This window comes from Paenibacillus sp. FSL L8-0340, from assembly GCF_038593145.1.
Classification (GTDB): domain Bacteria; phylum Bacillota; class Bacilli; order Paenibacillales; family Paenibacillaceae; genus Paenibacillus_AQ.
In genome coordinates this window covers 1,696,595-1,710,078 of the sequence record NZ_CP151967.1, presented here as the reverse complement: position 1 = coordinate 1,710,078, position 13,484 = coordinate 1,696,595, and the positions used below count along the sequence as shown (strand labels likewise).

At 48.4% G+C, this 13,484-nt stretch carries 9 protein-coding genes; 6 read left to right on the top strand and 3 right to left on the bottom strand.

The window, feature by feature from the left end; genetic code table 11:
- Positions 1–306: 306 nt before the first annotated feature.
- Positions 307–2,628 carry a helix-turn-helix domain-containing protein gene (locus NST07_RS07820; RefSeq protein WP_341090917.1) on the top strand — a complete coding sequence of 774 codons (2,322 nt, stop codon included), beginning with the start codon at positions 307–309 and terminating at the stop codon, positions 2,626–2,628.
- Positions 2,629–2,715: 87 nt separating this feature from the next.
- On the opposite strand, the gene NST07_RS07815 is transcribed toward NST07_RS07820, so the two are convergent.
- The 3 genes from NST07_RS07815 to NST07_RS07805 all read right to left on the bottom strand — a co-directional run bounded on the left by NST07_RS07815 (position 2,716) and on the right by NST07_RS07805 (position 6,540).
- Positions 2,716–3,207 carry a pyridoxamine 5'-phosphate oxidase family protein gene (locus NST07_RS07815; protein WP_076110475.1) on the bottom strand — a complete coding sequence of 164 codons (492 nt, stop codon included), beginning with the start codon at positions 3,205–3,207 and terminating at the stop codon, positions 2,716–2,718.
- A 127-nt stretch (positions 3,208–3,334) separates the two neighbouring features.
- Positions 3,335–4,813: a response regulator gene (locus NST07_RS07810; protein WP_341090915.1), complete on the bottom strand. Its 1,479-nt coding sequence runs from the start codon at positions 4,811–4,813 to the stop codon at positions 3,335–3,337.
- Positions 4,810–6,540 (bottom strand): sensor histidine kinase, encoded by a 1,731-nt coding sequence (locus tag NST07_RS07805; protein WP_341090913.1) that lies wholly within the window; start codon positions 6,538–6,540, stop codon positions 4,810–4,812. Before NST07_RS07805 ends, NST07_RS07810 begins: the two co-directional genes overlap by 4 nt.
- Positions 6,541–6,703: 163 nt before the next feature.
- Here NST07_RS07805 and NST07_RS07800 point away from each other — a divergent pair, with 163 nt between their 5' ends.
- The 5 genes from NST07_RS07800 (at position 6,704) to gtfA (ending at position 13,448) form a co-directional block, all read left to right on the top strand.
- Positions 6,704–7,972 (top strand): ABC transporter substrate-binding protein, encoded by a 1,269-nt coding sequence (locus tag NST07_RS07800; protein WP_341090912.1) that lies wholly within the window; start codon positions 6,704–6,706, stop codon positions 7,970–7,972.
- A gap of 96 nt (positions 7,973–8,068) precedes the next feature.
- On the top strand, positions 8,069–8,908 hold the full coding sequence (locus NST07_RS07795) for a sugar ABC transporter permease (RefSeq protein WP_341097588.1): 840 nt from the start codon (positions 8,069–8,071) through the stop codon (positions 8,906–8,908).
- Positions 8,909–8,910: 2 nt separating this feature from the next.
- Positions 8,911–9,732 (top strand): carbohydrate ABC transporter permease, encoded by an 822-nt coding sequence (locus NST07_RS07790; protein WP_341090910.1) that lies wholly within the window; start codon positions 8,911–8,913, stop codon positions 9,730–9,732.
- Between the two features lie 35 nt (positions 9,733–9,767).
- Positions 9,768–11,969, top strand: coding sequence for an alpha-galactosidase (locus NST07_RS07785; RefSeq protein ID WP_341090909.1), 2,202 nt, complete (start codon positions 9,768–9,770; stop codon positions 11,967–11,969).
- 33 nt (positions 11,970–12,002) lie between these two features.
- Positions 12,003–13,448 (top strand): sucrose phosphorylase, encoded by a 1,446-nt coding sequence (gene gtfA, locus NST07_RS07780; RefSeq protein ID WP_341090908.1) that lies wholly within the window; start codon positions 12,003–12,005, stop codon positions 13,446–13,448.
- Positions 13,449–13,484 lie beyond the last annotated feature (36 nt).

Below are 13,484 nucleotides of genomic sequence, written 5' to 3'. Positions count from 1 at the left end.
TGAATGTCCCCCTAATCGAAACTGTATTGGACCGCATCCTGACGATAGCTCCCGGCCGGGGTTATGGTAGCGGTTACAACATTTACGATAGCCTGCTCTGACCAAGTACACAATCCTCTCTTTCGCTTCTTTTTATGTTTTTGGCCATTTCTGTCCCAGAAAGCGGATTATGTTTTTCTTTTTTTTATATGTTTTTCGGTCTTCCCCTTGCCGGAAAACCCATCTGTGATATAATCCCCCTGTACCTCGCTGAGTTGCTGGTTAAATATGTAAGCGTAATCATCTTAGAGAAGTGGAGTGAGTGCCTTGCTGAGAAACCGCTCGATCAAACATAATACGATGTTCGTCAAGCTGCTTCTATCCTTCACTGCTATTGCCGTGATCACCGTCATTCTCATTTCCACCATTACTTACTCCATTTCAGCGGACAATAACATTCAGAACGCCATTGCGTACAACGAATCCATATTGACACAGCAGCAGGAGCTCATCCACAAGGAACTGACCGCCATCAAATATGCCGCCACCGGCATGATTACGACCCAATCCTATCTGTATCATACGAACGGCAGCAAGTTAAGCGTCAGCTCCCTCATTGATCTCACCGGCTTCGTGGAAGAACAGAAGAAGGTCAGCCCCTACATCGATTCCATCTATTTATATTACGCCCCCTTGGAGCTTATCCTGACCTCGCGTCCCGAGATCAAGGCATCACCCATCTCCACCTTCGTGGACACCTCTTGGATTGAGGTCTGGAATAAGCCTTCTGACAGCCGCACAATCTGGGTTACCGGCCGGCAAGACGGCTTCTCCCCGGATCACCCTGCCGCCAGCCTGCTTCAAAAAATGCCTTTAATCGGTCAAGTGAACGGTGCCATCGTCATGAATTTGAAGCTTCAACTGCTATTCGACGATTATTTAAGCCATTATCATAATAAAAAAGGCAACACCCTTGTCTTAGGGCCGGACTCCGAGCTGCTCTATTCCGATGCTGCTGCCGGGGAATCCCTGCTTCAACAGCTGGACCCCGACAGGCTGACCGGGGCAAGCGGCTTCTACATTGATGATTCCGACCGGATCGTCTCCTACACAACCTCGGAGCTGACCGGCTGGAGATTCGTGGACATTACCAAACGTTCCGCTCTTCTGCAGGGGATGGACCGGATCAAGGTCATTGTCATCACGGTTGCAGCGGCATACCTGATAGCCGCGTTCACCTTATCCTTTTTCCTGTCCAGAAGATTGTATCGGCCGCTCCAAAGTGTAATTTCCTATATCGGCGGCTCCCAAGCCAGTCAGAAGGACGGAGAATCCCCCCAACTGCCTGCCGGTGACGAAGCCGGCTTCATCCGTCATATCTTTGATCAGCTGGCCCGCAACTGGGAGACGCTGATGACGGAGAAGGGGAAGGTCGATTCCCTTCTTACCGATAACCGGACAGCGATCAAGGAGAAGTATTTGAACGACCTCATCCAGGGCGGCAGTACAGATCAGGCGGCAGAGCTGCTGGGGCTCCGGCTGGACTTCACCCGGTTTGCCGTGCTGACCCTTGAGCTGGAGGAGCCTTATCCGTTGAACGGACCGGATGGTAACCTCCAATTCCACCTGTTCCGCTACGGGCTGATGGAAGAGCTGGGAGGCGATATCAATGGTGAAATCTTCGCCAAGGATGAGAAGCGGACGGTGATTCTCCTGACTGTTCCTCCGGGCGACGACGAATTCCCGCTGGAGCAAGCCAAGAAGCTGAAGCAGCTTCTGCTGAGCCGGTACAGCATGAACGCGACCTTCGCCGTCAGTCCAATTTACAAGGGAGAAGAAAAGGTCCGTTTGGCATACGAGAATACTTTGGAAGCTCTGAATCTGAAAATGTACATCGGCAAAGGCGAAATACTGTCCTATGACATTCTCGCCGACTGGAAATCAGAAGAAGAGGCTTATTATTATCCCTACGAGCTGGAAACAAAACTGCTGCAGGCGCTGCTGCAGACGGATAAAGAGGAATGCTTCAATGCCGTTCGGCAGATCACCCGGACCGTGATTGACAAGAAGCTGGGGAAGGCCAATATCCAGCAGCTGTTCTTCCAGCTGAGCGGGGAAATTATGAAGACACTTGTCCAGACCCGGGGCGATATGTCCGCAGTGTTCGGGGACAGACCGGCTTACGCAGATGTACTGGCGCGTGCCGAGACCCTGTCCGATATGGAAGAGTGCCTGCTGGACATGTGCGGCAGGATCATCACCTACCACAAGGAGAAACGTTCCAAGATGACGGATGTGACCCTGCAGCTGGCAACAGACTATATGGATGCGAACTTTAATAATAATATTTCTGTGGACACGGTAGCCGAATATGTTCAGCGCAGCTCATCCTACTTAAGCCGTATCTTCAAGGAGTCCACAGGGATGACCGTCAACGATTATTTGATCCAGCTTCGCATGAAGCGGGCTATGGAGCTATTGAAGCAGCTCGACCTTTCCATTGAGGAGATCTGCCGGGAAATCGGATATGCGAACGTAAGCTATTTCAATAAGATGTTTAAGAGCCGGACGGGGCTGACTCCCGGACAATACCGGCAGCAGCAGGCGGCCGACAAGCTTCTCGCTCAAGGGAAGGAAAAGGCGGAATAATCCGGCAAAAAGCCGCCGGGAAAATTCCCGGCGGCTTTATTTGCGGATCAGGCTATTTATGCATTGTGTGATTATCGCCACGGACTCCTACTTCAAATCAATCGTCTCATTGAGATTCGATTGCTCCGTATCCTGCTTCGTTAGCCGTTTAAACAGGTAAGTCACTTTCTCAGCCAGGTTGCCGCTCTTCCAATATTCAGCCGCTTCAGCTTGGACCCGGATCAGAATCACGTCGGGGTCATCATAGCTGGTTTGGAGAAAAGCATCGTAGCCTGGATTCCAAAATTCTTTTTTCTTCTCCACATCCTGAACGAGCTTGGCTGTTCCACGGATGGAGACATAGGATTTATCAGCGTATATGACATTAACCCTCGGGTCATGAAGAATTTCCTCGAATTTGCTGGTATCCTTCTTGGTAAGAAACCATAAATCTCCATCGAACTCGACTTCCTGTGTCTTCATGGGACGGGATACCAGTCCTTCGGCCGATATCGTTGTTAACATGGCCGTATCAATGCCTTTGATCAAATCTCTAACCGTCTCGACAGCTTCCTGATGACTGTTGTTCAAATTAGACATGCTTATCGCCTCATTTCTTCCGGGTTATGGATAGGTTATCCAAATGCATATCAATTATTACCCAGAAAGCGCAAAACATTACCTGTTCATTTCAGCTCTGCGGCGTGATGGGTGTGTACATGCTAACCTATAACCGAGCCTGCTTCTTGTATTCTGTCGGGTAGCAGCCTTCGGATTCTATAAATAATTTGACGAAATGCCTGGTGCTGTAATATCCCACTTGCAGGGCGATATCTTTTACCGGAAGGTTGGTCGTACTTAAAAGCTCCTTGGCCCGGTGAATCCGCAGACGAGTCAAATATTTCGTAAATGTGGTCCCTGTCTTCTTGTGGAAGGTAGAGCTCAGATAATTAGGTGTGATTCTTAGCCTCTCCGCCAACTGGGCAATGGAGATATCGCTGGCATAATGTTGTTCAATAGAATAGATCACTTCTGAGATCATATCCGGAGGCTCGCCCTCCAGTTTTTTCTTGTCCGTTAACAGCTTATCCGCATGGCGGGTAAGCAGGGCCGTCAGCTCAACAGTTTCAAGCTCAGCACTATCATTCATTCCATATTGAATAAAACTCCGCATATGCTTTATTTGTTGCTTGGAGTGTTGTTCCGTCCTTAACAGGGTCGTAATTTCTTCCAGCTCCCAACAGTAATCCATATAGAGATGGTGATGATAATCATCGACCAGCTTGGTTAATACAAGTCCCATATGAGCTGCTGCAGGAGGCTGCTTCTGAAGTTCTTCAAGCGAAAATCTGTGGTTAATTCCTATGACGGCACGCAGCGGCAGCAGCCGGCGAATGTCCTGCAGACCTGCCAGCATGCCGCCAATATTTGCATATATGCTGCTATCAACCTGAGTATAGGCAATTCTTTGGTCTGTCAGACGGTTTATTCGGTGATATATGCTGTCAGTAATCGCTTCCATCTTCACGCCGTCTTTAGGATTCCCCTCCTGCCAACACATCGCCACCGCCGTTTCCCCGCTAGTCAGCGTAAATATTGCCACACGGCAAGTTAAAGTGGACCATCCACTGACTGTCTCCTGAATTGCACTGTATAAACGGCGCTTGGCTTGTTCCATTTGTCCCGGGAACGCATGGGTATCTGTCGCAATCAGTAACACTTTATATTTCGTATAACGGGCTTCGGAGATGAATTCTGCCAAGCCGGGGGACTGCCCGTTAGTCAAAGCTGCCAGCAGGTAATGCTCAAATTCGTCGTCAAGCCTTTGGTAGGTCTGATCAAGCTTAGTAAAAAGTGAATCCAGGACCGATCCCAGCTCCTCCATCCCCAGAGGCTTTAATAAATACATAAAGGCTCCCAGGCTAAGCGCCTTGCGGGCATAATCAAACTCGGAGAAACCCGACAAAATGACCCATTGGGTATGGGGTGAAAGCTTGCGGCCGTGTTCAATCGCTTCCAGTCCGTTCATTTTGGGCATTCGGATATCGACAAAAGCTACATCGGGCTGCATTTTTGACAAAGCATTCAGCAGGTCCTCCCCGTTGGTTGCCTCACCGGCAATTGAAATGTCGCGCTCCGATTCCTCCAGCATGCTGATCAATGAGACTCTGGATAGCTTCTCATCATCTGCAACAAGCACTCTCATTTCTCCACATCCTTAAGCGGTATTCGAATGGTCACGGTGGTCCCCATTCCGGGCGAGCTGTGAATATCAAAGGCAGCGGACGGATAAGCAAATTTCAAACGCTCCTGCACATTACGCAGTCCAATGCTATCCTCTAATTCAGCGGCTGGTTCCAGGAACCCCACTCCGCTATCTTCTATTTTTATGATTAGGCAATCTTCGCCCTCCTGCTCCAGACCCGCATTGACAACAAGGCGGCAGGGCATGGCTGAAGGTTCAATCCCGTGAATAATCGCATTCTCGACCAGTGGCTGAAGCAGCAGTTTCGGAATCTTGAATTCTGAAATCCGCGGATCGAACTGCAGGCTGAACTCCAGACGTTCATCAAAGCGCAATTTCTGCAAGCCGCAATATTTGTGCAGAAAAGTAAAGGTTTCCCCTATGGTAGTCCAATTTTCCTGAACAAGCGTATATCGCAGCAGCGAGCTGAGAGAAAGGATGGCCTCCTCCAGTTTTTTCTTCTCGCCGATCCTGTTCAGCGCGAAAAATCCATTTAACGTATTGAACAGAAAATGCGGCTCAATCTGGGCTTGCAACGCCCGGAATCTCATCTCCTTTTCATTCAAGACGGCGACGTATTCTTTTTGGATCAGCTCGTTAATGGTGTCAATCATATGGTTAAAGGAGTATCCCAGACTGGCGATTTCGTCTTTGCCGACGGGCTCCAGCCGGACCTGGAAATCCCCTCTTTCCACCTGCTTCATCGCCTGTTTCATTTGAAGAAAGGGACCCACAATCCAGCGCGAAACATAACGAAGCAGCAGCAATGTGAGCAGCAGGCCGATAAAGGCGAATAGCAGCCCTACAATATACATCCATTCCACCTTTTCCCTCAGCTCTGATTTCGAAAGCAGGGCAACCATTTTCCAATTGGCCTGGCGAATCGGTTTGGAGATGACGACATAAGATTCTCCGGAATCTTTAACCTGAGATACCCCTGCACTGGAGATCTCCTGGAGAATGTGCTCTGACAAAGGGGCCGTGGAATAAAAGACCTCTCCCTTTTCATTAAGAATGGCACTAATGGACCGCACGCCAAAATCCTTGATCACAATCTCGTCCAGCAAGCTTGTCTCCGCATCAGCCATAATGACAGCCAGCGGACGAAGGGATTCAGGATCTTTAATAACGCGGGCTACGGAAAATACACGTTTGGTCAGCGGGGCTGTAAAATAATCCTGATGGTGGGTGCTAATAAAGGTTGCTTTGCCATCCGCCTGTACCGTTTGAAGATACCACGGCTGATCAAAAAACGGATAATCTTCAACAACATCCGACAGACCGTTGGTCTGGCTGTAGACGTCACCATTCTGAGTCAGCAGCAAGGCGGCTGATAAATTGTTGCCGTAGGTCAGCAGAAATGCCGGCAGGAAGGTATTTAAGGATAGCTCCACCGGGTATTTGACGGAATCGGTATTGGAAGAATAATCAGAAGTATTCTTAGTAATCAATGCTTGCATTAATTCCGGGCTAAAATAGGGAAGATAAGTGATTTGCTCTAACTGTTCCAGATAGGTCACAATATGTTCAGTCATGGAGGTAAGCGTGTTCCGCGTCAGCGCTTCGGTCTCCCGTTCCAATAGGTACTGATAATAAGCCGGCATGCAAACCATGATAATCGCCACGGGGATGGCAATGATCAACGCGTAAGAAAGGGTTAATTTGGATCGCAGCGTATGCAGTTTCATGGAAAGCCCCTCCTTTACTACAACAAGAATAAGGAAAGTACAACAAGAAGTCAATTCGAGAAATGAGCGCATAAATCGTAGAATGGTGTCATTTGTTAGCGCTTTTATAAATGCTATTCTTTTGTATGTAAGCGCGTTAATTAATAATTGGGGGATGAAAAAAATGAAGAAGAAATATCTAAGTTCTGTACTGGCCGCCGGTCTCTGTCTCGGACTAGCTGCCTGCAGCAATAACGAAAACAAGAATGTGGAAGGTGCAGCAGAAAACGTCAAGCTGACCATGATGCTGACCGTAGGTGAACAGGGTGTGCGGGATGTCATCCAGGAAATTGTAGCGAACTATCAAACGGAACATCCGGAGACACAAATTGAGGTTCAATTTCCAGGCTCCAACTATGAAAGTATTATGAAAATGAAAATGGCCTCCAACGAATTGCCGGATATTTTCGATACCCATGGCTGGGCCAAGCTCCGTTACGGGGATTACACCATGGATCTTAAAAACGAACCTTGGGCAGCAAAAATGACAGATACGATCAAACCCACGCTTACGGATGAAAGCGGTAAAGTCTACGCGCTGCCGCTCAACGAAGCGAAAGACGGCCTTTTCTATAATGTTAATGTACTTGAGAAATACGGTGTGACGCCGCCGGCTACCCTGGATGAGCTGCTGGCTTCCGCTGAAAAAATCAAAACAGAAAGCAAAGGCGAAGTCATTCCGATGTTCTTCTCCGGGCTTGATCCTTGGACCATCGGCCAGTTCTTTGATATGATGGCAAATCCGCTTCTGATTACTCCGCCGCAGAATGAAGCCCAGGCACTTCTTGACGGCACCTTCGACTGGAATAAATGGACCTATCTGCCTGAGAAATTCAAGGAAATATATGACAAGGGCTATACGAACAACGACTTGCTGACGGCAAAATATGCGGATGAAGCCCGCCTTTTCGCTGAAGACAAGCTGGCATTTGCGTTCCACACTCCTTCGTCCTATGCAGATATCCAAAAGATCAATCCTGATGTGAAAATGGGAATCGCTCCGCTGCCGGCTATTGCTGCAGGCGACGAGCCTACCTTTGCCGGAGGCGAGCGCCTTGCACTGGGGGCATGGAAGGACACCAATTATCCAGAGCAAACGAAAGATTTCCTGAATTATATGGCACAGCCGGACAATGTCAAGAAAGTATCTGATGCCACCCTTTCTCCAGCCGCCCTCAAGGATGTATCCGGCGGTGGCGCTTTCAGTGATTACTATGATCAATATAAAGACACTAAAGTACTGCCTTATTTTGACCGGATCTACCTTCCTAACGGCATGTGGGATGTAATGATTACGAACGCCCAGGAATTGTTGGCCGGAAATATCACCGCTAAGAAATACAGCGAGAATATGAAGTCAGAAGTAGAACGGCTAAAAGCTCAGCAGAAATAGATATAGAGCAGGAACAGAGAGTCCTCACTGAAGAGAGGGCTCTCTATTCCTCATAGAGGAGGGAATTGTGTGAAGAAATCATTACTCGGAATCAATATGATGTACGTGCCGGCATTGATTTTGTTTGCTGCATTTATTTTTTACCCGTTTATGAACGGCATACGGATCTCTTTTACAAACTGGGACGGCTATTCGCAAAATTCCGCCTGGGTTGGCTTAGCCAACTATAAACGCTTATTTACAGATCCGAATATAGGAACGGTTGTCAAAAATACATTAACCTACGGTTTGGGCAGCACAATTCTGCAAAACTTGTTTGGCTTGCTGTACGCGCTTTTGCTGAACCAGAGCATTAAAGGCAGAGGGATCGTTAGAACAATCATCTATTTGCCGGTCATTATCAGCCCTTTGATCATGGGTTACATTTGGTATTTTATCTTCCAGATGAACGGCGGCGCCTTGAACGATCTGGTTAAGCTATTTGGCGAAGATCCGGTTAATTTCCTGGCCAATCCGCAGCTGAATGTCTGGCTGATTACACTGGTCAACACTTTTCAATTTGTCGGTACGGCCATGATTATTTATTTGGCAGGCCTGCAGTCCATTTCTCCCGATTATTATGAAGCAGCTTCATTGGACGGCGCATCCGCTTGGCAGCGTTTCAAGAATGTCACCTTCCCCCTGCTAGCCCCGTCAATTACTATCAATGTGGTCATTAATATCATTGGCGGACTGAAGCTGTTTGACGTAATCATCGCTCTAACCAACGGAGGTCCCGGCTACGCCTCACAGTCTCTGTCGACGATGATGTACCAAATGTATTTTGCCAGACAGGACGCTGGATACGCGGCATCTATGGGTAACTTAATGTTCTTTATTACTAGCATTATCGGCATAGCTGCATTGATTCTGCTGCGGAGAAAGGAGAATGCATAATAATGGCAACCCCCAAAATAAATAAGTGGCAAATCGCGTTGATGGCGCTGATTGGCGTAGTTCATATTGTTCCGCTGTACCTATTAGTCAGCACCGCATTCAAAAAGGAAAGTGATTTAAGTTCGAAGTGGGTTCTTCCGGGTTATTTCAATCTGGACAATTTCAAGAATGCTTGGCAATATGCCAATCTGGACCGTGCCTTTATTAATAATATAATCATCACGTTTTTTGCAGTTCTCATTATTCTGGTTGTCGGTTCGCTTGCCTCCTACCCGTTGTCCCGTTTTCAGACACGCTTGAATAAATTCGTTTATATTCTGTTCATTTCCGCGCTGATCGTCCCCCCCTTGACCGTGTTAGTGCCGCTATACCAGTTCATCGTGGACTTGAATGGTCTAAATACGTATTGGGGTGTGATCCTGCTCAATGTAACCTTCAATCTTCCGATGACCATTTTCTTGTACACCGGTTTTATCAGCACCATCCCCAAAGAATTGGATGAAGCCGGGATGATTGACGGAACCTCCAGAGTAGGACTATTTTTCAAAATCATTTTGCCGCTGCTGCAGCCCGTAACGGTGACGGCGATTATTTTATCAGGGGTTTCGATCTGGAATGACTATCAATTCTCTCTTTTCTTCCTGCAATCGTCCAGCATGCATACACTGACAGTGGCCTTATCCGCATTTTTCTCCCAGTTTACCAGCAATCTGAGCTGGGTAGCCGCCGGATCTCTGATGTCCATGCTGCCGCTTACGCTGTTGTATCTTTTCCTCCAGCGTTTTTTCATTGCCGGCTTATCCGCCGGGGCTGTAAAAAGCTGAACCTCGTTAATTAACCGTTAAAGGAGTGAGCCCAGATGAGTATACAATTCGATGCCGAATCCCGTACGTTCCATTTAACAGCGGCTGAGACCAGCTATATACTGCGAATTATTGATGGGGGCTATCTGGCCCATCTCTATTGGGGCAAACGTCTGCGCCGATATGATGGCAGCAATGCGCTGCAATATTTGGACCGGGGATTCTCCCCTAACCCCAACCCGGATGACCGCACGTTCTCCCTTGACACACTTCCGCAGGAATATCCGGCTTACGGAGGCACTGATTTCCGCAATCCGGCCTATCAAATTCAGGGCATGGATGGTACAACCGTCTCCGATCTGCGGGTGATCTCCTATCAGATTATACAGGGAAAACCGTCCTTAGACGGTCTTCCCGCTACTTATGTGGAAGACGAAGATGAAGCGCAGACCCTGCAAATCCATCTGCTGGATCCTATCCTTGATCTCTCCGTTACGTTGTCTTATACCGTTTACGAAAGACGAAATGTAATTGCCCGCTCCGTCCGGCTGCTGAATAAAGGAGCAGAACCCTTGCAGGTCCTGCGGGCTTTCAGCGCCAATGTCGATTTCCGCGATGACCATTTTGACATGGTACATCTTCCCGGCGCCTGGGCCAGAGAACGGCATATTGAACGACAACCGCTGCATAAGGGAATCCAGTCTATTGAGAGCCGCCGGGGCGCCAGCAGCCACCAGCATAATCCCTTTCTTGCCTTGGCACGAAAAGGAGCTACAGAAGCATGCGGTGAGATCTTTGCATTCAGTCTGGTGTACAGCGGAAGCTTTACAGCCTCAGCGGAAGTGGATCAGTTCTCGACCACGAGGGTCTCTATGGGGATCAATGATTTTGACTTCAGCTGGAGACTTGAGCCTGGCGGGACATTTCAATGTCCTGAAGCGATCCTTGTCTACTCGGCGAATGGGTTGGGAGAAATGTCCCGGACGTTTCATGGTTTGTTCAGAGAACGTTTATGCCGCGGGGAATACCGCGACCAGGTCCGCCCCATTCTGATTAACAACTGGGAAGGAACCTACTTTGACTTTACTGCAGACAGTATTGAACGGATCGCAGAAGCCGGCAGCTCACTTGGCATGGAGCTGTTTGTCTTGGATGACGGCTGGTTTGGCAAACGCGATGATGATAAGTCTTCCCTCGGAGACTGGTTTGTCAATGAGAACAAGCTGGAGGGCGGATTGAACAGGCTGGCCGGGCGAATCGTGGACAAGGATATGCAATTCGGCTTATGGTTCGAGCCGGAAATGGTCTCACAGGAAAGTGAGCTGTACCGCATGCATCCTGATTGGTGTCTGCATGTTCCCGGCCGCAACCGTTCAGAGGGACGCAACCAGCTGGTTCTTGACTTCTCGCGGACGGAAGTATGCGACGAAATCATCTCCATGGTTTCGGGCATCCTGTCGTCCGCCCCAATTACCTATGTCAAATGGGACATGAATAGACATATGACAGAGATCGGCTCGGCGACCCTTCCGCCGGTAAGACAACGCGAAACCGCTCACCGCTATATCCTTGGCTTGTATAGAGTAATGGAGGAACTGACGGCAACATTCCCGCATGTCCTATTCGAAAGCTGTTCAGGCGGAGGCGGGCGTTTTGATCCAGGCATGCTGTATTATATGCCTCAGACCTGGACAAGCGATAACACAGATGCCGTGTCCCGCTTGAAGATTCAATATGGAACAAGCCTTGTCTATCCCATCATCTCCATGGGTGCCCATGTCTCCGCGGTTCCGAATCATCAAGTCCACCGCAGCACTTCACTGGACATCCGCGGGCATGTCGCCATGAGCGGGAACTTCGGATACGAGCTTGACGTAACCGTGTTAAGCGAAGAAGAAAAAGCTGAGATTCGGAGGCAAATTGAGCTGTATAAAACAAACCGGATGTTAATCCAATTTGGCGGTTTTTACCGGCTGCTCAGCCCGTTTGAAGGGAATGAAACGTCATGGATGTTTGTTTCCGCCGACCAAAGCGAAGCGCTAGTCTTTTATTTCAGAACCGGAGCGGAGGCAAACAGCCGGGTGAGCTCGGTTCGATTGCAAGGTCTGGATGAGAGCAGCGATTACTCCTGCAACAAAGGCGGCGTCTATGGCGCGGATGAACTGATGAACAGCGGGCTTGCTATTCCCGCATTATGGAATGACGATTATGAAAGCATCATGTGGAAATTAACACGAGAAACGAACATCACCCGCTAACAAAACTTACAGGGCAGAGAGGAACATTTTATTATGCAAATCAAAAATGAAGCTATGCTGATCACCTATGCCGATAGCTTGGGACGCAATTTACAAGAATTGAATGAAATATTAGACGAGCATTTGAAAGGAGTGGTCGGCGGGGTCCATTTACTGCCCTTCTATCCTTCGTCCGGCGACCGCGGATTTGCACCCATGGATTATACCCAAGTGGATGAAGCCTTTGGATCATGGTCTGAGGTTGAAGAGATGAGCGGGAAATTCTATATGATGTACGACTTTATGATCAATCACATTTCCAGACAGTCGCCTTATTTCCGGGATTTTCTGGATAAAAAGGAGGATTCGGAATATGCTGATCTGTTCATCCGCTATAAGGACTTCTGGCCCGGCGGCGAACCCACAGATGCGGATGTCGATCTGATCTATAAACGCAAGCCCCGTGCTCCGTACGTTGAAGTCACATTTAAAGACGGCACTACGGAGAAAGTCTGGTGTACCTTTGATGAGCAGCAAATTGATCTGGATGTGACAACAGAAACCACGAAGAAGTTTGTCCGGGACAATCTGACTTTTCTCGCCGGAAAGGGAGCCTCAATTATCCGCTTAGATGCTTTTGCTTATGCTAACAAAAAGATTGGAACGAACTGCTTTTTTGTAGAGCCGGAGATCTGGGAAATGCTCAAGTATTCCGAAGATATTGTAAATCCAACCGGTATCACCGTGCTGCCGGAAATTCACGAGCATTACAGCATTCAGCTGAAGATTGCCGAGCAGGGTTATTATGTCTACGATTTTGCGCTCCCGATGCTTGTGCTGCATGCGCTGTTCAGCGGGAATGTCCATCGTCTGGCCCACTGGCTGCAGATTTGTCCGCGCAAACAATTCACCACCCTGGATACTCATGACGGTATCGGAGTCGTTGATGTGAAGGACTTATTATCGGATGAGGAAGCGGAAATGACCCGTGAACATCTCTACAGCCAAGGCGCCAATGTTAAGAAAATTTACAGTACGGAAGCATACAACAATCTCGATATTTATCAGATTAATTGCACTTATTATTCTGCACTCGGAAACGACGATCAGGCCTATCTGCTGGCGAGGGCTCTTCAGTGTTTTGCACCGGGTATCCCGCAAATCTATTATGTAGGCTTGCTGGCCGGAGAGAATGATATTGAACTGCTGGAGAGCACGAAGGAAGGACGCAATATTAACCGGCACTATTATACCAAAGAGGAAATTGAAGTTGAGACCAAACGCCCCGTTGTTCAAAAGTTGTTCCAGTTGCTGAAATTCAGAAACAGCTGCCCTGCCTTCAGTGGCGATATTGCCATTCAAGAGAAAAGCAGTCATGAGCTGGAAATCACGTGGAAACATCAAGCTAGTGAGGCAAAGCTTGCAGCGAATCTTCTGACCAAGCAATTTACCATTCTGGCTAGAGAACAGGCAGCAGAGTGGACTGAGGTATTTGTGTAGGGTAGAATATAAATAACCAGCGCGCACGGATGCAAC